This window comes from Streptomyces sp. NPDC101219, from assembly GCF_044767675.1.
Lineage (GTDB): Bacteria > Actinomycetota > Actinomycetes > Streptomycetales > Streptomycetaceae > Streptomyces.
In genome coordinates, this window is record NZ_JBIWOK010000004.1 from 445411 (window position 1) to 466110 (window position 20700).

20 protein-coding genes, 1 tRNA gene and 1 pseudogene are annotated in these 20700 nt (G+C 72.6%); 11 read left to right on the top strand and 11 right to left on the bottom strand.

All coding sequences use genetic code 11. The features are described from left to right. Nucleotides 1-244: 244 nt before the first annotated feature. Both ACIRPP_RS10635 and ACIRPP_RS10640 read right to left on the bottom strand, forming a co-directional pair. A complete protein-coding gene (locus ACIRPP_RS10635) occupies nucleotides 245-661 on the bottom strand; it encodes an ATP-binding protein (protein ID WP_403639921.1) in 417 nt (138 codons plus the stop codon). A gap of 125 nt (nucleotides 662-786) precedes the next feature. Further along, a pseudogene (locus tag ACIRPP_RS10640) lies at nucleotides 787-1307 on the bottom strand (transcriptional regulator); the annotation flags it as partial. On the opposite strand from ACIRPP_RS10640, the gene ACIRPP_RS10645 reads away from it, so the two are divergent. Next, entirely contained in the window at nucleotides 1192-1482 is a 291-nt protein-coding gene (locus tag ACIRPP_RS10645; RefSeq protein ID WP_403640131.1) for a hypothetical protein, read from the top strand. The pseudogene ACIRPP_RS10640 and the gene ACIRPP_RS10645 sit on opposite strands and share 116 nt — an antisense overlap. 95 nt (nucleotides 1483-1577) lie before the next feature. Here ACIRPP_RS10645 and ACIRPP_RS10650 read toward each other — a convergent pair. Beyond that, nucleotides 1578-1651, bottom strand: a tRNA-Pro gene (locus ACIRPP_RS10650). Nucleotides 1652-1804: 153 nt separating this feature from the next. On the opposite strand from ACIRPP_RS10650, the gene ACIRPP_RS10655 reads away from it, so the two are divergent. Then, complete coding sequence (locus ACIRPP_RS10655) at nucleotides 1805-2158, top strand: cupin domain-containing protein (RefSeq protein ID WP_164334280.1); 354 nt, start codon at nucleotides 1805-1807, stop codon at nucleotides 2156-2158. A 19-nt stretch (nucleotides 2159-2177) separates the two neighbouring features. On the opposite strand, the gene ACIRPP_RS10660 is transcribed toward ACIRPP_RS10655, so the two are convergent. Next, nucleotides 2178-3212, bottom strand: coding sequence for a LacI family DNA-binding transcriptional regulator (locus ACIRPP_RS10660; protein ID WP_403639924.1), 1035 nt, complete (start codon nucleotides 3210-3212; stop codon nucleotides 2178-2180). A 126-nt stretch (nucleotides 3213-3338) separates the two neighbouring features. Here ACIRPP_RS10660 and ACIRPP_RS10665 point away from each other — a divergent pair, with 126 nt between their 5' ends. Then, nucleotides 3339-4496 carry a Gfo/Idh/MocA family protein gene (locus ACIRPP_RS10665; RefSeq protein WP_403639927.1) on the top strand — a complete coding sequence of 386 codons (1158 nt, stop codon included), beginning with the start codon at nucleotides 3339-3341 and terminating at the stop codon, nucleotides 4494-4496. Between the two features lie 175 nt (nucleotides 4497-4671). On the opposite strand, the gene ACIRPP_RS10670 is transcribed toward ACIRPP_RS10665, so the two are convergent. Together ACIRPP_RS10670 and ACIRPP_RS10675 are read right to left on the bottom strand one after the other, a co-directional pair. Further along, a complete protein-coding gene (locus ACIRPP_RS10670) occupies nucleotides 4672-5283 on the bottom strand; it encodes a TMEM175 family protein (protein ID WP_239150822.1) in 612 nt (203 codons plus the stop codon). A gap of 131 nt (nucleotides 5284-5414) precedes the next feature. Beyond that, complete coding sequence (locus ACIRPP_RS10675) at nucleotides 5415-6446, bottom strand: LacI family DNA-binding transcriptional regulator (protein WP_403639930.1); 1032 nt, start codon at nucleotides 6444-6446, stop codon at nucleotides 5415-5417. 116 nt (nucleotides 6447-6562) lie between these two features. On the opposite strand from ACIRPP_RS10675, the gene ACIRPP_RS10680 reads away from it, so the two are divergent. The 4 genes from ACIRPP_RS10680 to ACIRPP_RS10695 all read left to right on the top strand — a co-directional run bounded on the left by ACIRPP_RS10680 (nucleotide 6563) and on the right by ACIRPP_RS10695 (nucleotide 10675). Continuing rightward, complete coding sequence (locus tag ACIRPP_RS10680; protein ID WP_403639933.1) at nucleotides 6563-7750, top strand: phytanoyl-CoA dioxygenase family protein; 1188 nt, start codon at nucleotides 6563-6565, stop codon at nucleotides 7748-7750. 17 nt (nucleotides 7751-7767) lie between these two features. After that, nucleotides 7768-8544: an SDR family oxidoreductase gene (locus ACIRPP_RS10685; RefSeq protein WP_403639936.1), complete on the top strand. Its 777-nt coding sequence runs from the start codon at nucleotides 7768-7770 to the stop codon at nucleotides 8542-8544. An 89-nt stretch (nucleotides 8545-8633) separates the two neighbouring features. Continuing rightward, complete coding sequence (locus ACIRPP_RS10690) at nucleotides 8634-9638, top strand: Gfo/Idh/MocA family oxidoreductase (RefSeq protein WP_403639937.1); 1005 nt, start codon at nucleotides 8634-8636, stop codon at nucleotides 9636-9638. Beyond that, on the top strand, nucleotides 9635-10675 hold the full coding sequence (locus ACIRPP_RS10695) for a Gfo/Idh/MocA family protein (protein WP_403639940.1): 1041 nt from the start codon (nucleotides 9635-9637) through the stop codon (nucleotides 10673-10675). Before ACIRPP_RS10690 ends, ACIRPP_RS10695 begins: the two co-directional genes overlap by 4 nt. A 64-nt stretch (nucleotides 10676-10739) precedes the next feature. On the opposite strand, the gene ACIRPP_RS10700 is transcribed toward ACIRPP_RS10695, so the two are convergent. The 5 genes from ACIRPP_RS10700 to ACIRPP_RS10720 are packed head-to-tail and all read right to left on the bottom strand — an operon-like array spanning nucleotide 10740 to nucleotide 15701. Then, the gene (locus ACIRPP_RS10700) at nucleotides 10740-11759 is read right to left on the bottom strand and encodes a Gfo/Idh/MocA family protein (protein ID WP_403639943.1); all 1020 of its coding nucleotides are present in this window, start codon (nucleotides 11757-11759) and stop codon (nucleotides 10740-10742) included. A gap of 25 nt (nucleotides 11760-11784) precedes the next feature. Further along, on the bottom strand, nucleotides 11785-12687 hold the full coding sequence (locus ACIRPP_RS10705; protein ID WP_164337364.1) for a sugar phosphate isomerase/epimerase: 903 nt from the start codon (nucleotides 12685-12687) through the stop codon (nucleotides 11785-11787). Nucleotide 12688: 1 nt separating this feature from the next. After that, the gene (locus ACIRPP_RS10710; RefSeq protein ID WP_403639946.1) at nucleotides 12689-13600 is read right to left on the bottom strand and encodes an ATP-binding cassette domain-containing protein; all 912 of its coding nucleotides are present in this window, start codon (nucleotides 13598-13600) and stop codon (nucleotides 12689-12691) included. 5 nt (nucleotides 13601-13605) lie between these two features. Continuing rightward, nucleotides 13606-14682: an ABC transporter permease gene (locus ACIRPP_RS10715; RefSeq protein WP_362095601.1), complete on the bottom strand. Its 1077-nt coding sequence runs from the start codon at nucleotides 14680-14682 to the stop codon at nucleotides 13606-13608. Further along, nucleotides 14682-15701, bottom strand: a complete 1020-nt coding sequence (locus ACIRPP_RS10720) for a sugar ABC transporter substrate-binding protein (protein WP_403639949.1) — start codon at nucleotides 15699-15701, stop codon at nucleotides 14682-14684. Before ACIRPP_RS10720 ends, ACIRPP_RS10715 begins: the two co-directional genes overlap by 1 nt. A 317-nt stretch (nucleotides 15702-16018) precedes the next feature. Between ACIRPP_RS10720 and iolC the strand changes: the two genes are divergently transcribed. From iolC to iolD, 4 genes are read left to right on the top strand one after another with little or no spacing between them, the layout of a single operon-like run. Further along, entirely contained in the window at nucleotides 16019-17011 is a 993-nt protein-coding gene (gene iolC, locus ACIRPP_RS10725; protein WP_362095604.1) for a 5-dehydro-2-deoxygluconokinase, read from the top strand. Nucleotides 17012-17026: 15 nt separating this feature from the next. Beyond that, entirely contained in the window at nucleotides 17027-17902 is an 876-nt protein-coding gene (locus tag ACIRPP_RS10730) for a deoxyribose-phosphate aldolase (RefSeq protein WP_362095605.1), read from the top strand. 14 nt (nucleotides 17903-17916) lie between these two features. Beyond that, entirely contained in the window at nucleotides 17917-18810 is an 894-nt protein-coding gene (gene iolB, locus ACIRPP_RS10735) for a 5-deoxy-glucuronate isomerase (protein WP_403639953.1), read from the top strand. Further along, nucleotides 18807-20678, top strand: coding sequence for a 3D-(3,5/4)-trihydroxycyclohexane-1,2-dione acylhydrolase (decyclizing) (gene iolD, locus ACIRPP_RS10740; protein WP_403639956.1), 1872 nt, complete (start codon nucleotides 18807-18809; stop codon nucleotides 20676-20678). Before iolB ends, iolD begins: the two co-directional genes overlap by 4 nt. Nucleotides 20679-20700 lie beyond the last annotated feature (22 nt).

The following is a 20700-nucleotide window of genomic DNA, read 5'->3' on the forward strand; positions in this document are numbered from 1 at the left end:
GTGAGACCTGTGTGAGACGGCCGTGAGACTACGAAGCCCCGGCTCGGTGGAGTTCACCGGCCGGGGCTTCGCCCCGCCTTGGGGCGGTCAGTTCTGCTCGTCGTCCTCGGCCTCTCCACCGACGGCGGGCGGCCCCGGTTCAGCGGGGCCGTACTGATCCGCAGGCATCCGTCCATGCCGAACAGCTCGATCAACTGCGACAGTTGGGCGCGCGCCGCGCTGCGGCCGGGGGTCTCTCCCGGGGTCACCCGCGCCCCTCCAGATCCGCCCACACGATCTTGCCCCAGCGGCGCTCGTCCGTGCCCCAGTCGGCGGCCAGCGCCGGCACAAGGCGCAGACCGCGCCCGCCCTCTTCGTTGTCGTGCGCTTCGCGCTCCACCGGCCGCGCCCGAGCGAGCTCCGCAACGCCGACACGTACCCGCTCGGCGCCGGGGCGGTCAATGGCGACCCGGATGCACTCCCGCCGAGCGTGCCGCACAGCGTTGGCCACCAGCTCGGAAACGATCAGCGCCCCGTCCTCGGCCAATGCGTCCAGCCCCCAGACGGCACAGGCGGTACGAAGCAGGCGCCGCGCGGTGGCTGCGCTCTCGGGTTGCCTCGGCAGGGTCTCGCTGTACCCGGGGGGCCCGGTCCGGCGGGCCCGGGTTGCAGGTTGCGGCATGTCGGTCTGCTTCCTTCAGATCGGCCAAGCCCCGAGGCCGGTCGCACGGCCGCCGGGGCGCTGTCCGCTCAGTAAGCGACATGCCTGGAACGCTGACAGGGGCGCAACGTCCCACTTTCACCACGCTATTCGCAGACCCCCAGGAACTCCGCCAACGACCGCAGGCCCGGAGGGTGATTGGGGAGCGCCCACACGTCGCGCACGATCGCCACGGCCAAGGTGTGGTGCTGCATCCACGTCGGCGCCACACGGCGCAGGGACTCCAGGGTCTTCACCGCTCCGGCCGCATCCCCGGTGTCCGTGTGCGCTCGGGCCACATCCAGCAGCAGCCACGTACGCCACGACGGAGGCGTGTCCTTACTCAGCCGCATCCCCTTGGCGAGTGCCAAGGCGTCATCCGCACGGCTACGTGCCCGGCGAGTTGAAGTGCTTTCCCCAGAGCCGCGAAACCGGCCCTGCGCGTGTCGTCGCTGCCCGATACGGTGGCGGAGCGCGCATCCGAGATCAGGTCCGGCAGCGCCTTCATCACCGTGTCGAATTCGGCAGAGTGGTACTGCGTCCAGCTGTCCGCGATCCGCTCACGCAGCCTGTTCATAGAGAAGTCCGGCCTGGGCGGCTCGGGCGCCGGTCCCCAGAGCGCGGGCATGGTACGCCCGCCGTGCGCCTGCCTGTCGTGGATGGCGAACAACGGGGTGCCGGACACGGTGGTCTCCGCGTGGGCAGGGCACTCGGACCTCGGGTTCACGATGCGGACCTACGTGCACCCCGACCCGCACTCGTTGAAGGCGGGTTCGGAGAAGCTGGCCGGACTGCTCGGCTAACCTTGATCAACAGCGTTCGTGAGATTTTGTGAGACGGCGGCCCTGAAAATGATCAAGGGCCCTGTCGAACAGGGCCCTGATCTTGTACTTCACCGTCGGGACGACAGGATTTGAACCTGCGACCCCTTGACCCCCAGTCAAGTGCGCTACCAAGCTGCGCCACGTCCCGATGCGCTTCGCGCGGTGAACCGCGTGATCACGCAGGTCAACCCTACCCCATGCGCGGGGTGCGTCCGTCCCGCGACGGAGTGTCGGGGGACGGGCCGGAAGACGGACATACTGTCGCTCCTCCCGGCACCGGGGCCGCGACTACGGTCGGCGCATGAACGACAGCAGCTTCGCCCTCCGTGTCGCCGATGCCGATCTCGTGCCCGAGCCGCTCGACCCGGAGCAGATCGTGTCCGGGACGCCCGAGGTGACCGGCAAGGTGGTGTGGGAGTCGCCGGACGGGCGGCGGGTGCGCGGGATATGGCAGATCACCCCGGGCGTCGTCACCGACACGGAGGCGGACGAGATGTTCGTCGTCGTCAGCGGGTCGGCGACCGTGGAGGTGGAGGGCGGGCCGACGCTGCGTGTCGGGCCGGGTGACATGGCCGTCCTGCGCGAGGGCGACCGGACGACGTGGACGGTGCACGAGACGCTGCGCAAGGTGTACGCCCTCACGCTTCCGGAGTGATCCCGCCGGGTCCGCCGGGTCAGCCCGGTGGGCCGCTGGTTCCCCGGATCTCCAGGGCGGGTGCCGCGAGCCGCAGCTCACCGGGCCCGCCCGGGTGTTCCAGCCGGTCGAGGAGGCAGCGGGCGGCGCGGCGGCCCACCTCGTGGCTCGCGTTGTCGACGGTGGTCAGCCACAGGTGGCGCAGCCGGGAGATGCCGGTGTTGTCGTAGCCGGTCACGGACACGTCGTGGGGGACGCGCAGGCCCAGTTCCTCGGCCGCCGACAGGGCTCCCACGCCGGTGATGTCGTTGACGGCGAGGATCGCGGTGGGACGGTCGGGGCGGCTGAGCAGGCGGACGGTGGCGCGGTAGCCGCCCTCCTCGGTCATGTCGCCGGGTTCGACGCGGGCCTCGCCGGTGAGGCCGTGGTCGCGCATCGTCTCCTCGAAGCTGGACCGGCGCAGGGCGCCCACGGCGCCGTATCCCGCGAGGTGCGCGATGCGCCGGTGGCCGAGGCCGATGAGGTGCTCGGTGACCAGCCGGGTGCCGCGCTCGTCGTCGCCGGCCACGACGTCCACGCCGGGCGGCACCGCCTCCCGGGCGCCCGCCAGCACCACCGGGATCCGCTCGGCGACCGTCTCCAGCGCCGCCGGGTCCGGCAGGGTGCCCACCACGACGAGGCCGTCGACGCCCAGGTCCAGGAACGGGCCCGCCTGGTCCTGCCCGGTGCGGCGGTTGAGGCGGGCGTCGGCGAGCAGCATCCGCAGTCCGCTCGCGTGGAGGAGGGAGTCGAGCCCTTCCAGCAGGTCGACGAACCAGGGATTGCGCAGGTCGTTGAGGAGGACGCCGACCAGGGGGGCGCCGCTGTCCGCCGGGGCGGGCGCGGGGGGACGGGCCCGGCGCTCGCCGAGGTGGCGGGCAGCGGTGTTGGGCCGGTAGCCGAGTTCGCGGGCGGCCCGCAGGACGGCGTCCCGCTTCTCCGGCCGCACCGGTCCGGAACCGCGCAGCACCAGGGACACCAGGGACTTGGACACCCCGGCCCGTTCGGCCACGTCGCGGATCGTCGGTGGTCTCATGAAGGGGACCTCATGAATTGGACCGTTCCATACACAACCGGCGGCCGTCAATGCCTTGACACTGCCGTGACGTGGGATTCAGGGTGACCGGGACACGTTCTGGATCGGTCCAAAGAAGAGGCTCTCATGGTGGATGCGCTCGGCGTCGCCGTCGTCGGATTCGGCTGGATGGGACGGGTGCACACCCAGGCGTACGCGCGCGTGGCGCACCACTATCCGCAGCTCGGCCTGCGCCCGGAACTGGTGGCCGTCGCGGAAGAGGTGCCGGGCCGCGCCGAGGAGGCCGCCGAACGGTTCGGGTTCGCGTCGGCGACCCGCGACTGGCGTGAGGTGGCCGCCGACCCGCGGGTGCGGGCCGTCAGCATCACGGCGCCCAACTTCCTGCACCGGGAGATCGGCGTCGCGATGGCGGAGGCCGGCAAGCACCTCTGGATCGAGAAGCCCGTCGGCCTCAGCTCCGCGGACGCCCGGGCGGTGGCCGACGCGGTCGCGAAGGCGGGCGTGCAGGGCGCGGTCGGCTTCAACTACCGCAACGCGCCGGCCGTGGAGGCCGCCCGTGAGCTGATCGCCTCCGGCGGCATCGGCACGGTCACGCATGCCCGCATCCGGCTGTTCAGCGACTACGCCGCCCATCCCGAGGGCGCTCTGACCTGGCGTTACGAGCGGGAGCGGGGCGGCAGCGGGGTACTGGGTGACCTGGCCTCGCACGGTGCCGACCTGGCCCGCTTCCTGCTCGGGGACATCGCCTCCCTCACGGCGGACACGGCCGTCTTCGTGCCGGAGCGTGCCCGCCCGACGGGGGCGACGGCCGGTCACTCCCGGGCCGCGGGCGGTGAGCTGGGGCCGGTGGAGAACGAGGACTACGTCAGCTGCCTGCTGCGCTTCGCCTCCGGTGCCCGGGGCGTCCTGGAGGCCTGCCGGGTCTCCGTCGGCGAACAGAACAACTACGGCTTCGAGGTGCACGGCACCCGGGGCGCCGTGTTCTGGGACTTCCGCCGGATGAACGAGCTGGGCGTCAGCCGCGGCACCTCCTACCAGGACCAGCCGGTCAGCACCGTCCATGTGGGCCCAGGCGACGGCGAGTTCGCCGCGTTCCAGCCGGGCGCGGCGAACGCCATGGGCTACGACGATCTCAAGGTGATCGAGGCGTACCGCTTCCTGCGCTCCGTCGCCGAGGGCGTGCCGCACGGCGCCACCCTGGCGGACGCCGTGCACAGCGCGAGCGTCCTGGACGCGATGGCCCGCTCGGCCGAGCAGGGGGCGTGGGTACCGGTCACCGTGTAGGGCGGCCCCGCGCCGGGGGCGCCGCCCGCGGGCCGGACAGCGCTAGACGGCAGGCGCAGGCCGGACAGCGGGCGCGGGCCGGACAGCGGGCGCGGGCCGGACAGCGGGCGCAGGCCAGACAGCAGGCGCAGGCCAGACAGCAGGCGCGAGCCGGACGGTGTCCCCGGCCCCGGCGTCACCCGGTCGCGCCCTCCCTGCTGCCGGTCCAGACCTTGACCGGGACGAGCACCAGCCACCACCACATCGCGGCGGCCCCGATCAGCAGGGCCAGCGGGATGGTCACCAGGAACACCGTCACCGTGGCGCCCAGGTCGATGGCGGAGATCCGCTCGTCGCGCACCGGGCCCGCGTCGCCGCGCAGCCAGGGGCGCCGGGACAGGACGGTGGCGAGGGCCAGGTGGACGAGGCCGAGGGCGGCGACCACCGCGGAGTAGACGACGACCGAGACGGTCTCGTCGCCGTACTCCGAGATCAGCGCGGTGGGGAACGGCAGGAGGGCGGCGAGGCCCAGTCCGAGCACGGTCAGCGAGATCACCTGGGCGTCCACCTGCCGGACCGTGCGGAACATCGTCCGGTGGTCGCGCCAGAAGCCGGCCAGCACCAGCAGACTGATCGCGTAGGCGCCCAGGTTGGGCAGCTGGTCGCGCAGCGCCTGGTGGTAGTCGCCCTCGCTGAGGCCCTGCGGTACGGAGAGGTCCAGCACGAGCAGGGTGATGGCGATGGCGAACACGCCGTCGGCGAGGGTCAGCAGCCGCTCGGGGTCGCCCTCCGGGTTCGGATTCTTCATGCGCCCGACGGTAGGCAGCGCCGTCGCGCGGGCCCGGCGTACACGCCCGGGCCGCCGCGCGTTCACCCGGTCCGGTCCCCCTGGCCCGGTCCGGTCCCCCTGGCCCGACCCGGGGCGGCGGCGTCGCGCCGTCAGGTGAGGGCGCCGGGCGGCATGTTGTAGGGCGTGACCACCTGGATCGCGGACGGCAGGGTGGGGCCGGCGGGCGGCAGCGCGCCGTGCGCGCGCATCACGATGTGGCAGGCCTCGCGGAGGTCCTGGCGCAGGTCGTGGTGGAGGACGGCGGACAGCCGGTGCTCGCGCAGCAGCCGGGTGTTGTCCTGGTCGAGGTCGTGCGCGACGAACACCGCGCACTCCCGTCCTGCGTCCTCGAAGGCGCGCAGGGTGGCGATGTTGCCGCCGCCGATCGAGTAGACCGCACGGATCTCCGGGTCGCGGTCCAGGGCGGCGCGGACGAGGTCGTACTGGGTGGCGTCGAGGCCCTGGCCCTCGGCTATCTCGACGAGGGTGCGTCCGGGCCACCGAGCGCGCATGGCGCTGCGGAAGCCCATCTCGCGCTCCTCCTCGTTGCGGAAGAAACCGCTGCTGAGGCTGGTGAGGACGTTGCCGGGGCGGTCGCCGAGCCACTGTCCCATCAGGTAGGCGGCGGTGGCGCCGGCGGCGCGGTTGTCGCTGCCGACGTACCCGACCCGGGCGCTCGCCGGGAGGTCGGTCACCAGGGTCACCACCGGGACGCCGGCCGCCGCCAGCCGGCCCACGGCGGCGGTGATCTCGGGGACGTCGGGGGCCTTGAGGATCACGCCCTGCGAGCCGCGCCGGCCGATCCGGTCGAGCACGGCGACCAGTTCCGTGACCGGGCCGGTCTCCCGGAAGTGGAACCGGGAGCGGACCACGGCCGGGTGCAGGGAGGGCAGTTCGGCCTCCAGGGCGGCGCGCACGGCGGTGGAGAACCGCTCCGGCGACTGCATGACGATGTCCAGCATGAAGGTCCGTCCGACGAGCCGGACCTGGGTGCGCTGGCGGTCCAGGTCGGCTATCGCCCGGTGCACCTCCTGCGCGGTGCTCTCCCGCACGCCGCCGCGGCCGTTGAGGACCCGGTCGACGGTGGCCTCGCTCAAACCTGCCTGACGTGCGATTTCCCGGATCGGGAAGGGGTGGCCCATGCGTCCGCTCCTCCAGGCCGCTGAGGGGTTTTTGATGGCTCGCTGCTGGTTGTTCGAAGGCTTTGTACTGACAAGAATGGCAGAACCGAGTCGCCCCGTGACCCGAAGGGACGAAGATGTCCGTCTCCACCGCTTCCACCCCGGCCCCGGACACCCCCGCACCCGCCTCGTGGCTCTCCGAGCGGGACTGCGAGCTGGACGCCTTCCGCGCGCTGGTCGAGCAGACCACCGACGCCGCCGCCTATCCGCACGCCTCGGGCACCGAGCGGAACGTGCTGCTCTACGACGCCGCCCGGCTGGCCCTCGCGGACCGCCGCACGGTGCAGGCCGAGCTGGTCCGCGCGCTCGCCGACGGCCCCGGCATCGTGGTGATCCGCGGCGCCTTCACCGACCCCGGGGTCGTCGACCGGGCCACCGCGGTCTTCGACGCGCTGATCGCGGCGCAGCGCGCCACGGGCGCCGCCGCCGGTGACCACTTCGCCAAGCCGGGCGCCAACGACCGGGTCTGGAACGCCCTGGAGAAGGCGGCCCTGCACGACCCGGAGGTGTTCGCCGACTACTACGCCAACGATGTGATCGCGCTGGTCTCCGGCGCCTGGCTGGGACCGGGCTACCAGGTCACCTCGCAGGTCAACGTGGTCAACCCGGGCGGCGCCGCGCAGACCGTGCACCGCGACTACCACCTCGGGTTCCTGTCGAACGAGGCCGCCGCCGGCTACCCGGCGCACGTGCACCGCCTGTCCCCCGTGCTCACCCTCCAGGGCGCGGTCGCGCACTGCGACATGCCCGTGGAGTCCGGGCCCACCCTCTACCTGCCGCACTCGCAGAAGTTCGAGCCCGGCTACCTCGCCTGGCGGCTGCCCGCGTTCCAGGCGTACTTCGACGAGCACCACGTGCAGCTGCCGCTCGCCAAGGGCGACGCGGTGTTCTTCAACCCGGCACTGTTCCACGCCGCCGGCGCCAACCACTCGGCGGACATCCGCCGCATGGCGAACCTGCTCCAGGTGTCGTCCGCGTTCGGCCGGGCGATGGAGTCCGTCGACCGCGAGGCGGTGACCGGCGCGGTCTACCCGGTGCTGCTGCGGCGCCGCGAGGAGGGCGCCGGGGAACAGTGGCTGGAGAACGTGATCGCCGCGAGCGCCGAGGGCTACCCCTTCCCCACCAACCTCGACAACGACCCGCCGGTCGAGGGTCTGGCCCCGCCCTCGCAGGCGGACGTCGTACGGCGGGCGCTGCGCGAAGGCTGGACCCCGCGCACCCTGCGGGACGAGCTGCGGGCCGGTGCCCGGCGGCGCGCGAGCTGAAAGGAACCGGAACATCCATGGGACTTCTCGACGACAAGGTCGTCCTCGTCAACGGCGGCAGCCAGGGCGTCGGCGCCGCCATCGCACGGGCCGCCGTCCGCGAGGGGGCGGTCGTGGCCGTCACCGGGCGGCGCCCCGGGCCCGGTGAGGCCCTGGTGGCCGAGCTCGCCGCGGCGGGCGGCAAGGCACTGTTCGTGCGCGCCGACCTGGCCGACGCCGAACAGGCCAAGGACGCCGTCGCGCAGGTGGTGGCGGCCTTCGGCCGGGTCGACTGCCTGGTGAACTCGGCCGGGCTGACCTCGCGCGGCACCCTGCTGGACACCACGCCCGAGCTGTTCGACCAGCACATCGCGATCAACCTGAAGGCACCGTTCTTCGCCATGCAGGCCGCGGTCGCGGACATGGTGCGGCGCGAGGCACCGGGCACGATCGTCAACATCATCACCTCGTCCGCGCACGGCGGGCAGCCCTTCCTCGCCCCGTACGTCGCGGCGAAGGCGGGGCTGGCCGGGCTGACCCGGAACGCGGCGCACGCCCACCGGTGGGACCGGATCCGGATCAACGGCCTGAACATCGGCTGGACCGCCACCGAGGGCGAGGACGCCACCCAGCGTGCCTTCCACGGGGCCGGGGACGACTGGCGGGGCCGGGCCGCGGAGCGGCTGCCGATGGGCAAGCTGGGCCAGCCGGACGAGATCGCCGACTTCGTGGTCCTGTTGCTGTCCGACCGCTCCGGGGTCGTCACCGGTTCCGTCATCGACTGGGACCAGAACGTCCTCGGCGGCCTCGACTGACCGCGCCCCGCCCCGCTCGCCCTCCCCGCCCCCTCTCCCCCGCCTTCCCTGCCTTCCCTGCCTTCCCCGCACCAAGGAGCACCGTCCCCATGCGTATCGGAATCCTCGGCCTCGGCCGGATCGGCGCCTTCCACGCCGAGACCCTCTCCGCACTCGACACGGTCGACTCGCTCGTCGTCTCCGACCCCTACGCGGACGCGGCGAAGGCCGCCGCCGAGCGCTTCGGCGCCCAGGTCGCCGACTCCCCGGAGGCCGTGCTCGCGGCCGGGGTGGACGGCGTGGTGGTGGCCGCCGCGACCGACGCCCACCCGGGGCTGATCCTCGCCTGTGTGGAGGCCGGCGTCCCGGTCTTCTGCGAGAAGCCGGTGGCCCGCACCATGGCCGAGGGCGTGAAGGTCCTCGAACAGGCCGCGGGCAGCGACGTGCCGGTGCAGATCGGCTACAACCGCCGCTTCGACGCCGGGTTCGTCGCCGCCCGGGAGGCCGTGCGCGGCGGGGAGCTGGGCCGGCTGCACACGGTGCGGTCGACGACGCTGGACCCGGCGCCGCCGCCGGCCGCGTACATCGCCGCCTCCGGCGGCATCTTCCGCGACTGCTCCGTGCACGACTTCGACATCATCCGCTGGGTGACCGGCCGGGAGGTGACCGAGGTCTACGCGGCCGGTGCCAACCGGGGCGCCGACTACATCCAGGAGGCGGGCGACGCCGACACCACCGGCGCGATCCTCACCCTGGACGACGGCACCCTCGCGGTCGTCTCCAACAGCCGCCACAACGCCCGGGGTTACGACGTGCGCATGGAGATCCACGGCTTCGAGGACTCCATCGCGGTCGGCCTGGAGGACAAGCTGCCGCTGCGGTCGGTGGAGCCGGGCGTCACCTTCCCTTCCGGCACCCCGCACGACTTCTTCATGGACCGCTTCACCGCCGCCTACCGGGCCGAACTGACCGCGTTCACCGAGGTGGTGGCCGGCTCCCGGACCTCGCCGTGCACCATCGAGGACGCGCTGGAGGCCGGCTGGATCGCCGAGGCGTGCACGCTGTCGCTGCACGAGCACCGGCCCGTCACCCTGGAGGAGGTGCGCCGGGCATGAGCGCACCGGGGCCCGCCGGCGAGCAGGCGTCGCAGCCCCTGCGCGTCGGCGTGCTGGGAGCGGCGCGGATCACCGAGCGCGCCCTGGCCGGCCCGGCCCGGGCGGGCGGCCACCGTCTCGTGGCGGTGGCCGCCCGCGACCGCGGCCGCGCGGAGGCGTTCGCCGCCGCGCACGGCGTGGAACGGGTGCTCGGCTCCTACGCGGAGCTGCTGGCCGACCCGGAGGTCGAGGTGGTCTACAACCCCCTCGCCAACGGCCTGCACGGCCCGTACAACCTGGCCGCGCTCGCCGCCGGCAAGCACGTGCTGACGGAGAAGCCGTCGGCGAGCAACGCCGCGGAGGCGCGGGAGGTGCGGGAGGCGGCCGCGCGGGCGGGGACGGTGTTCATGGAGGGGTTCCACTACCTCTTCCACCCGGTCACCCGGCGCCTGCACGAGCTGCTGGCATCCGGCGCCCTCGGCACGCTGCGCCACGCGGAGGCCCTGGTGGCGATCCCCGCGCCGGACGCCGGTGACCCGCGCTGGTCGCTGTCGCTGGCCGGGGGCGCCCTGATGGACCTGGGCTGCTACGGCCTGCACGCGCTGCGCGGGCTCGCCCCGTGGGCGGGCGGCGCTCCCCTCCTGGTGTCGGCCCGGGCCGGTGAACGGGCGGGCGCGCCGGGCGTGGACGAGTGGCTGGACGCCGATCTGGAGTACCCCGGCGGCGCCACCGGCACGGTCCGCTGTCACATGGCGTACGGCGGGCTGGAGATGAGCCTGCGGGTCGTCGGCACCCGGGGCGAGGCGCGGGCGGCGAACTTCGTCCTGCCGCACCTGGACGACCGGGTCGTGGTCCGCACCGGCGGGGAGTCCCGGACGGAGCACCTGGGAACGCGTTCGTCGTACGCGTACCAACTGGCGGCGTTCGCCGGGGCGGTGCGCCGGGGCGACCGGCTGCCGCTGGACGCGGACGACGCGGTGGCGACGATGACGCTTGTCGACGCCTGCTACCGCGCCGCCGGTCTGCCCGTCCGGCCGCGCACCGCGACCGGGCACTGAACAGCCGGACGGCGACGACGTGTGGGACGGCTTCCCCGGAGGGAGCCGTCCCACACGTCGTGAGTCACCGGTACAGGGCCGGCCGGTCCACCAGGTCGACCTCGACCCGGCCGCCGCCCTCCAGGGCGCGCACCCCGGCCTCGCACACGGCTGCCGCCGCGTAGCCGTCCCAGGCGCTGGGGCCGGTGACCTCGCCGCTCCACACGCTGTCGACCCAGGCCCGGACCTCGTCGTCGTAGGCCTGGGCGAAGCGTTCGCTCCAGTCCTGGGTGATGGTGCCGCCCCAGCGGCCGGCCATGTTGGTCACCAGTGAGTGGCCGTCGCCGATGCGGGCGGTGCCGCGTTCGCAGACCGCCTCGGCCTGGACCTGGTAGCCGAAGCCGCAGTTGACGAAGATCTCCACGTCGGAGAGGGCGCCGCCGTCGGTCTCCAGGACGACGAACTGCGGGTCGCGCAGTCCCTGAGGGGCGCCGGCCGACGCGGCGGGCCGCAGCACGGTCACGGCCCGGATCTCGTGGCCGAGGAGCCAGCGGGTGGCGTCGACCTCGTGGGCCACGGAGTCGGTGATGAGCAGGGAACTTGTGAAGTAGGGCGGACTGGCCACGTTGCGGTGCCGGTTGTGCAGCATCAGGGGGCGGCCGAGCTGTCCGCTGTCCAGGAGGGCCTTCAGGCGGACGTACTCCGCGTCGTAGCGGCGCATGAAGCCGACCTGGACCCGGCGGTGGCCGAGGGCCTGTTCAGCCTTCATGACGCGCAGGGCGGAGGCCGCGTCGGGGGTGAGGGGCTTCTCGCACAGGACGGGCAGGTCGTGCGCGAACGCGGCGAGGAGGGCGTCCTCGTGGGCGGGGCCGGGTGAGGCGATGAGCACGGCGTCGACGCCGGGGGCGGCCATCGCGGCGGCCGGTTCGGTGTGGACGGTGCAGCCCTCGATGTCCGCGGCGACGGCCTCGGCCCGCGCCGCGTCCACGTCGGCCACGGCGGCGACCCGGGCACCGCCGACGGTCCGGTCGATGCGGCGCACGTGGTCGGCGCCCATCCGGCCGGCCCCGATGACGGCGATGCCCAGGGGTTCGCGCCGGTTCATGGCGTACCGCCTTCCTGTCGGTTCGTCAGGCACCGCAGGAGCGGAGGAACTTGCGGGTGCGGACCGCGATCGGCAGCGGCTTGTCGGGTTCGCAGGGGTACATGTCCTGCTCGACGATGGCGAACAGGTCCACGCCCAGCTTCTGCGCGGCCACCAGGACGGGCTCCAGCTCGGGCACGCCGCCGGGCGGTTCGCACATGACGCCGCGCTGCACCGCCGGCCCGAAGGGGATCTCGTTCTTGACGACGTCGGCGAGGATGTCCGGGTCGACCTGCTTGAGGTGCAGGTAGCCGATGCGTTCGCCGTAGGTCTCGATCAGCTTGACGCTGTCGCCGCCGCAGTAGGCGTAGTGCCCGGTGTCGAGGCAGAGGTTGACCACGTCGGAGTCGGTCGAGTCGAGGAACCGCTCGACGTGCTCCTCGGTGTCGATGTGGGTGTCGGCGTGCGGGTGGACCACGATGTCGAGGCCGTAGGTGTCGCGGACCTCGCGGCCCAGGCGTTCCATGCCGGTGCTCAGGTGGCGCCACTGCTCGGTGGTGAGTTCGGGGGCCTCCAGGATCTCGGCGGTCTTGTCGTCACGCCAGAAGGAGGGGATGACGACGAGGTGCTCGGCGCCCATGTCGCGGGTGAGGGCGGCCACCCGGCTGACCTGCTCCCAGGTGGCGTCCCACTCGGACGGCCCGCGGTGCAGTCCGCAGAAGATGGTGCCGGCGGAGACCTTCAGGCCGCGGCGCTGCACCTCGTCGTTGAGGCGGGCGGGGTCGGTGGGGAGGTAGCCGTAGGGGCCGAGTTCGATCCAGGAGTAGCCGGCCTCGGCGACCTCGTCGAGGAAGCGCTGCCAGGGCACCTGCTGCGGGTCGTCGGGGAACCAGACGCCCCAGGAGTCGGGGGCGGAGCCCACCCTGATGCGGTCGAGCGCGACTGCCATGTCAGGACTTTCCTTCCGGTGTGGCGGCGGCGGGGGCCGGGGCGTCGCCGTCCCCGGGCAGTTCCTCGGTGTCGACGCCGCGGACCTGCGCCAGCTCGTGCTTGAGGGCGGCCAGTTCGGCGCCGCCCGCCATGTGGTTGGTGAGTTCCTCCAGGCCGACCTCGCCGCGGGACGCGGAGAGTTCCAGGGTGCCCAGGCGCAGCACGTTGAAGTGGTCGCCCACCATGTAGGCGTGGTGCGGGTTGTGGGTGATGAAGATGACGCCGAGGCCGCGGTCGCGGGCCATGGCGATGTACTTCAGGACGACGCCGGACTGCTTGACGCCGAGGGCGGCGGTGGGCTCGTCCAGGATGAGGACGCGGGCGCCGAAGTAGACGGCGCGGGCGATGGCGACGCACTGCCGCTGTCCGCCGGAGAGCGTGCCGATGGGCTGCTCCAGGTCGTCCAGGACGATGCCCATGTTGCGCAGTTCCTCGTCGGCGGTCTTCTTCATCCGCTCGATGTCGAGGCGGCGCACGGGCCAGGGGCCCTTGGTCATCTCGGAGCCGAGGAAGAAGTTCCGCCAGACCGGCATCAGCGGGACGACCGCGAGGTCCTGGTAGACGGTGGCGATGCCGCGGTCGAGGGCCTCGCGGGGGGTGGAGAAGCGCACCGGCTCGCCGTCGACGAGGAACTCGCCCTCGGTGTGCTGGTGCAGGCCGGAGATGATCTTGATGAGGGTGGACTTGCCGGCGCCGTTGTCGCCGAGGACGCAGGTCACCTTGCCGGGGTGGACGCTGAGGTCGACGCCGTGCAGGGCGCGGATGTTGCCGTAGGACTTGCCGGCGCCGCGAAGCTCCACCAGGGGGTGGTCGCCGGCGGGCGGGGTGTCCTTCAGGGCGGCACCGTGGGTGCCGGTGGTCTTGTCGGTCATTGCGGTCACCTCCGGGTCGCCGTGCGCTGGACGTACAGGTTGATGAGGACGGCGCCGAGGAGCATCACGCCGAGGAAGGCCTTGAACCAGTCGGGGTTCCACCCGGCGAAGACGATGCCCTGCTGCACCATGCCGAACATGAAGGCGCCGAACACCGGGCCGATCGCGGAGCCGTAGCCGCCCGTCATCAGACAGCCGCCGATGACCGCCGCGGCGATGTAGATGAGCTCCTGGCCCACGCCCTCGCCGGACTGCACGGTGTTGAAGGAGAACAGGTTGTGCATGCCGACGAACCAGGCGCCGAAGCCGACCAGCATGAACAGCGAGATCTTGGTGAAGGTGACGGGGACGCCCACCGCGCGGGCGCTCTCCTTGTTGCCGCCGACGGCGAAGATCCAGTTGCCGTACTTGGTGCGCAGCAGGACCCAGGTGGCGAGCGCGGCGAAGACCAGCCACCACACCACCGTGATCTTGACCTGGACGCCGCCGACGTCGAAGGAGGACGCGAACAGGGCCTTGGCCTGGTCGAAGCCGTCCATGTCACTGATGTCGTCGGTGGCGACGTTGGTGGTGACGAGTTTGGTCACCGCGAGGTTGAGTCCCTGGAGCATCAGGAAGGTGCCCAGGGTGATCAGGAAGCTGGGCAGACCGGTCTTGACCAGCATCCAGCCGTTGAACATGCCGACCGCCAGGGACACCACGAGGGCGACGATCACACCGACCCACACGTTCATGGTCAGCTGGTAGCTGAGCATGCTCGCGGTGAGCGCCGAGGTGACGACGGCGACGCCGGCGGAGAGGTCGAACTCGCCGCCGATCATCAGCAGCGCCACGGGCAGCGCCATGATCCCGATGGTGGACGACTGGTAGAGGACCGTCGACATCGAACTGCCCTGACGCAGGGTCGGCGCCATGATCAGGAAGAAGACCAGGATGGCCAGGGCCCCGAGGAAGACGCCCACCTCGGGACGGGCGAGGAGGCGCAGCGCCAGCGGGCGCCGCACGGTACGTCCGTCGCTCTCCTTGGGGCCGGGGGCCGGCGGTGGGGTCACCGCCGGCTCAGCCTGCTGCGCCATGGTCATCACCGAGTGCCCTTCGCGGCGAAGCCGTCGATGACGTCGACGTTGGACTCGTCGACGAAGGCCGGGCCGGTGAGGACCGGCTGCTCGCCGCCGCCGCTGTAGTTGCCGTTGTTCTTGTACAGCCACAGGCCGTCCACCGCGAGGTAGCCCTGGAGGTAGGGCTGCTGGTCGACGGCGAACTGGATGTCGCCGGCCTTGATGGCCTTGGTCAGGTCCTTGTTGAGGTCGAAGGTGGCGACCTTCGCCTTGCTGCCGGCGTCGGCGACCGACTGCACCGCGGTCGCGGCGAAGGGGGCGCCGAGGGTGGCGACGTAGTCGATCGAGGAGTCCTGCTTCAGCTTGGCGGTGATCGTCGACTTCACCGACGGCATGTCGGTGCCGTTGACGTTCAGGACCTGGGTCTTGCCCTCGAAGGTCTTCTCCAGGCCGGCGCACCGCTGGGTGAGTCCGACGTTGCCCTGTTCCTGGATGACGCAGACGGCGTTCTTGGCGCCGACCTCGTTGAGCTTCTTGCCGAAGGCCTCACCGGCGACGGACTCGTCCTGGCCGAAGAACTCCAGCAGGCCGAGCTCCTTCCAGTCGCTGAGACCCGAGTTCAGGCCGACGACCGGGATGCCGGCCGCCTCCGCCTTGGCGATGACGCCCTTGAGCGCGTCGGGCTTGGCGAGGGTGACGGCGATGCCGTCGACCTTCTGGTCGATCGCGTTCTGCACCAGGTTGGCCTGGTTGCCCGCGTTCGGGTCGGCGGAGTAGACCAGCTTGATGTTGTCCTTGGCCGCCGCGGCCTCGGCACCCTTGCGGACGATGTCCCAGAAGGTGTCGCCGGGCGCCTGGTGGGTGACCAGGGCGACGGTCATGCGGGGCGTGGAGGCCTTGCCCGCCGACGCCTCGGCCCCGCCCTCCTCCGACTTCTTGCCGCCGGAGCCGCTGGAGCAGCCGGCGAGGGTCAGGGCGGCTGCCGCGGCCACCGCGACGAACGGGGCGATTCTGCGGGAGCGGGTGTGCGAAGAGCGGTCCATCGTTGCCTGCACCTCACTGTGCTACACGGGGGAAAGGGCTGGAGTCCGAGGATCCGGCCCGGAGCCTCGGGAGTCCGGGGTCTGTGCCGTGGAAACGGCTGGTGTGCTGGGACCGGATCAAATCCCGAGTCGCGCCCGCTGTCAATACTTTGTTAAGACATCATTTCACGAGCTAGTCCGAATGTAAGTACAAACTCTTGACACCGCCGCCCTCCGCGACCTACACCTGAGAGGCGGCAGGCCCCCGGAACGACGCCCCCCACCGTTTCAGGGCGCCTCGGGACCCGCATCCCCAGCAGCTCGAGGAGCGTCGCTCAATGACCGTCTCACCACAGTATTTCGACCTGATCACGATGGGCCGCATCGGGGTCGACCTCTACCCCCTGCAGACCGGAGTGCCGCTGCCGAAGGTGGAGACGTTCGGGAAGTTCCTGGGCGGCTCGGCCGCCAACGTCGCGGTCGCCGCGGCCCGGCTGGGCCGCTCCACCGCCCTGGTCTCCCGCACCGGGGACGACCCCTTCGGCACCTACCTGCACGAGGCGCTCAAGGACTTCGGCGTCGACGACCGCTGGGTCACCCCGGTCGCCGCGTACCCGACGCCCGTGACGTTCTGCGAGATCTTCCCGCCGGACGACTTCCCGCTGTACTTCTACCGCCGCCCCAAGGCCCCCGACCTGGAGATCCACGCCGAGGACCTGGACCTCGGGGCGGTGCGCGCCGCCGGGATCTTCTGGGTCACCGGCACCGGGCTCAGCGAGGAGCCCAGCCGCTCGGCCACGCTCGCCGCCCTGGAGGCCCGGGCCAAGTCCGGCCCCACCGTCTTCGACCTGGACTGGCGCCCGATGTTCTGGCGCGACCCCGACGAGGCCCGCCCGTACTACCGCGAGGCACTGCGGCACACGACCGTCGCGGTCGGCAACCTCGACGAGTGCGAGGTCGCCACCGGCGTACGCGAACCCGCGGCCTGCGCCGAGGCGTTGCTGGCGGCGGGCGTGGAGCTGGCCGTGGTCAAGCAGGGCCCGAAGGGCGTGCTCGCGGTGCACCGCGACGGTACCCGGGCCGAGGTGCCGCCGGTACCGGTCGAGGTGGTCAACGGTCTCGGCGCGGGCGACGCCTTCGGCGGCTCCCTCTGCCACGGGCTGCTGGCCGGCTGGGACCTGGAGAAGACCATGCGGCACGCCAACGCCGCCGGCGCGCTGGTCGCCTCGCGCCTCGCCTGTTCGTCCGCCATGCCGACCGCACCGGAGGTCGCGGACCTCCTCGCCCGGACCGGGTCGCCGACCGCGGCCGGCCGGCCGAGCCAGCCCTGAAACGGAGCCCCTGTCTTGAATCTCAGCATCCCCGACCTCACCACGGTCCGGGCCCGTCATCCCGAGGCCGTCGCGGAGGCGGCCGCGCGCCGGGCCCGCCGCCCGCTCGTCGGCGACAGCGGGCGGCTCATGATCGTGGCCGCCGACCACCCGGCCCGCGGCGCGCTCGGCGTCGGCGGCCGGCCCCTGGCCATGGCCAACCGGGCCGACCTGCTGGAACGTCTGTGCGTGGCCCTGTCCCGGCCCGGCGTCGACGGGGTGCTGGCCACCGCCGACATCCTGGAGGACCTGCTCCTGCTCGGGGCGCTGGAGAACAAGGTGGTCATGGGGTCCATGAACCGCGGCGGCCTGGCCGGCGCCGCGTTCGAGATGGACGACCGCTTCACCGGCCACCGGCCCGAGGACATCGAGCGCCTGGGCTTCGACGCGGGCAAGCTGCTGGTCCGCGTCGACTACGACGACCCGGGCTCGCTGACCACCCTGGAGTCCACCGCCCGCGCGATCGACGCGATGGCCGAGCGCCGCCTGCCGGTGTTCGTGGAGCCGTTCATATCCCGCCGCGTCGACGGCCGGGTGCGCAACGACCTCTCCGCCGAGGCGGTCACCCGGTCCGTCGCCATCGCCTCCGGCCTCGGCGGCACCTCCGCCTACACCTGGCTGAAGCTGCCGGTCACCGACGACGCCGACGACATGGCCGAGGTCCTGCAGACCTCCACGCTGCCCGTGGTCCTGCTCGGCGGCGAGGTCGGCGACCAGGACGCGGCCTACGAGCGGTGGGGCAAGGCCCTGCGGCTGCCCCAGGTGCAGGGGATGGTCGTCGGCCGCTCGCTGCTCTACCCGGCTTCCGGCACCGTGGAGGCGGCGGTGGACACCGCCGTCGGCCTGTTGTGAGACGAAAGGCTGCCATGACGCATCACCTCCCCGCGGGCCGCGCCTCGGCCGGCCCCCACCTCGTCGACATCAGCCCGGAGAGCGCCGGCTGGGGCTACTCCAGTCTGCGTGTGCTCGAACTGCCGCCCGGCGGCAGCCACGCCTTCGACACCGGCGACAGCGAGTGGATCGTCCTGCCGCTGAGCGGCGGCTGCGCGGTCACCGCCGACGACGACTTCGGTCAGGACACCTTCGAACTCACCGGCCGCACCAGTGTGTTCGACGGCGTCACCGACTTCGCCTACCTCCCGCGCGACGCCCGGGCGGGGATCACCAGCGCCGCCGGCGGACGGTTCGCGCTCACCGGCGCCCGCTGCACCCGCCGGCTGCCCGCCCGCTACGGGCCCGCCTCCGACGTGCCCGTGGAGCTGCGCGGCACCGGCAACTGCTCCCGCCAGGTCAACAACTTCGGCGCGGCCGGGGTCTTCGAGTGCGACAAGCTGATCGCCGTCGAGGTGCTCACCCCGGGCGGCAACTGGTCGTCCTTCCCGCCGCACAAGCACGACGAGCACCGGCCGGGCGAGGAGTCCGTGCTGGAGGAGATCTACTACTTCGAGTTCGCCGCCCACGACGGCACCCCGGGCCTCGGCTACCAGCGGGTCTCGCCCTCCGGGCCGGGCCGGGACACGGACGTGCTGGCCGAGGTGCGCGACGGCGACGTCGTGCTCATCCCGGACGGCTGGCACGGGCCCTCCATGGCGGTGCCCGGCCACCACATGTACTACCTCAACGTGATGGCCGGGCCCGAGGACGAGCGCGCCTGGCTGATCTGCGACCACCCCGACCACGCCTGGATCCGCGACACCTGGCCGGACCAGCCCGTCGACCCCCGTCTGCCCCTCTACACCGCCCCGGAGAGGTCCGCATGAGCGCCGCCACCCGCCGACTGACGACCGCGCAGGCCCTGGTGCGGTTCCTGTCCGCCCAGTACACCGAGCGGGACGGCGTGCGCCGCCGGCTCGTCGCCGGGACCTGGGGCATCTTCGGCCACGGCAACGTGGCGGGCATCGGGCAGGCCCTCGTCGAGTACGCCGACGTCATGCCCTACCACCAGGGCCGCAACGAGCAGTCCATGGTGCACGCGGCCGTCGGCCACGCCCGGCAGCTCAACCGGCTCTCCGCGCAGGCGGTGACCACGTCCATCGGCCCCGGCGCGACCAACCTGGTGACCGGCGCCGCGCTGGCCACCATCAACCGCCTGCCGGTGCTGCTGCTGCCCGGCGACTACTTCGCCGGCCGGGTCGCCGACCCGCTGCTGCAGCAGCTGGAGCACCCGGGCGGACCCGACGTGTCCGTCAACGACACGCTGCGCCCGGTGTCCCGCTTCTTCGACCGGATCACCCGCCCCGAGGCGCTGATCCCGTCCGCGCTCCAGGCGATGCGGGTGCTCGCCGACCCCGCCGAGACCGGGGCGGTCACCCTGGCCCTGCCCCAGGACGTGCAGGCGGAGGCGTACGACTGGCCGGAGGAGTTCTTCGCCGACCGCGTCTGGTACGTACGGCGCCCCGCGCCGGACCCGGTCGAACTGGCCGCGGCGGCCGAGGCGGTCCGCACCGCGCGCCGCCCGCTGGTCGTCGCGGGCGGCGGCGTCCACCACAGCGAGGCCGAAGAGGCCCTCAAGGCGTTCGTGGACGCGACCGGCATCCCCGTCGCCTCCACCCAGGCCGGCAAGGGCTCCCTGCGCCACGACGACCCCGCCGACCTCGGCGGCATCGGCCACACCGGCACCGCGGTCAGCAACGACCTGGCCCGCACCGCCGACCTGGTGATCGGCGTGGGCACCCGCTACACCGACTTCACCACCGCCTCCGGCACCCTCTTCCAGAACCCGGACGTGCGCTTCCTCAACCTCAACGTCACCGCCTTCGACGCCCACAAGATGGCCGCCCGCACCCTGGTCTGCGACGCCCGCACCGGCCTGGAGCTGCTCACCGCGGCGCTGGCCGGGTACCGGGTGGACGAGGGGTACGTTGCCGAGTACCGGGCCGGCAAGGAGCGCTGGGACGGGATCGTCGCGGGCGCCTACCGGGCGGACGACGACAGTGCCGTGCCCACCCAGACGCAGGTGCTGGGCGCGCTGGACGCGGTGGTGGGCGACGAGGACGTGGTGATCAACGCGGCCGGGTCGCTCCCCGGCGACCTGCACAAACTGTGGCGCGCGCGCAGCCCGCGCCAGTACCACCTGGAGTACGGCTACTCCTGCATGGGCTACGAGATCCCGGCCGCCCTGGGCGTGCAGCAGGCGGCGCCCGGCACGCCGGTGTGGGCGCTGGTCGGCGACGGCACCTATCTGATGATGCCCACGGAGATCGTCACCGCCGTGCAGGAACGCCTGCCGGTCAACGTCGTGCTGATCCAGAACCACGGCTATGCCTCCATCGGCGGCCTGTCGGAATCGGTCGGCGGCGAGCGCTACGGCACCGCCTACCGCCACCGGGCCGCCGACGGCACCTTCACCGGTCCCCCGCTGCCCGTCGACCTGGCGGCCAACGCGGCCAGCCTCGGCATGGACGTGCTGCGCGCGAAGACGGTGGGCGAGCTGCGGGCCGCGCTCGCCGAGGCCCGCGCCTCCGACCGCCCGACGTGCGTGTACGTCGAGACCGACCCGTCGCCCACCGCTCCCCCCGCCGAGGCGTGGTGGGACGTGCCGGTGGCCGAGGTGGCGGGTCGCGAGGCGGCCGTCCGGGCCCGCGAGCAGTACGAGCGCGAGGTCGCCGTCCGCCGCCGCCACCTGTAGAACTCCCCGTCTCCCGAAAGGT

Coding starts and splice junctions, on each gene's coding strand:
- ACIRPP_RS10660 (WP_403639924.1), bottom strand. CDS start 3,212: ATGAGACCACCGACGATCCGCGACGTGGCCGAACGGGCCGGGGTGTCC.
- iolC (WP_362095604.1), top strand. CDS start 16,019: ATGACCGTCTCACCACAGTATTTCGACCTGATCACGATGGGCCGCATC.
- ACIRPP_RS10685 (WP_403639936.1), top strand. CDS start 7,768: ATGGGACTTCTCGACGACAAGGTCGTCCTCGTCAACGGCGGCAGCCAG.
- iolD (WP_403639956.1), top strand. CDS start 18,807: ATGAGCGCCGCCACCCGCCGACTGACGACCGCGCAGGCCCTGGTGCGG.
- ACIRPP_RS10705 (WP_164337364.1), bottom strand. CDS start 12,687: ATGGCAGTCGCGCTCGACCGCATCAGGGTGGGCTCCGCCCCCGACTCC.
- ACIRPP_RS10675 (WP_403639930.1), bottom strand. CDS start 6,446: ATGGGCCACCCCTTCCCGATCCGGGAAATCGCACGTCAGGCAGGTTTG.
- ACIRPP_RS10665 (WP_403639927.1), top strand. CDS start 3,339: ATGGTGGATGCGCTCGGCGTCGCCGTCGTCGGATTCGGCTGGATGGGA.
- ACIRPP_RS10635 (WP_403639921.1), bottom strand. CDS start 661: ATGCCGCAACCTGCAACCCGGGCCCGCCGGACCGGGCCCCCCGGGTAC.
- ACIRPP_RS10710 (WP_403639946.1), bottom strand. CDS start 13,600: ATGACCGACAAGACCACCGGCACCCACGGTGCCGCCCTGAAGGACACC.
- ACIRPP_RS10655 (WP_164334280.1), top strand. CDS start 1,805: ATGAACGACAGCAGCTTCGCCCTCCGTGTCGCCGATGCCGATCTCGTG.
- ACIRPP_RS10690 (WP_403639937.1), top strand. CDS start 8,634: ATGCGTATCGGAATCCTCGGCCTCGGCCGGATCGGCGCCTTCCACGCC.
- ACIRPP_RS10670 (WP_239150822.1), bottom strand. CDS start 5,283: ATGAAGAATCCGAACCCGGAGGGCGACCCCGAGCGGCTGCTGACCCTC.
- ACIRPP_RS10695 (WP_403639940.1), top strand. CDS start 9,635: ATGAGCGCACCGGGGCCCGCCGGCGAGCAGGCGTCGCAGCCCCTGCGC.
- ACIRPP_RS10700 (WP_403639943.1), bottom strand. CDS start 11,759: ATGAACCGGCGCGAACCCCTGGGCATCGCCGTCATCGGGGCCGGCCGG.
- ACIRPP_RS10720 (WP_403639949.1), bottom strand. CDS start 15,701: ATGGACCGCTCTTCGCACACCCGCTCCCGCAGAATCGCCCCGTTCGTC.
- iolB (WP_403639953.1), top strand. CDS start 17,917: ATGACGCATCACCTCCCCGCGGGCCGCGCCTCGGCCGGCCCCCACCTC.
- ACIRPP_RS10680 (WP_403639933.1), top strand. CDS start 6,563: ATGTCCGTCTCCACCGCTTCCACCCCGGCCCCGGACACCCCCGCACCC.
- ACIRPP_RS10715 (WP_362095601.1), bottom strand. CDS start 14,682: ATGACCATGGCGCAGCAGGCTGAGCCGGCGGTGACCCCACCGCCGGCC.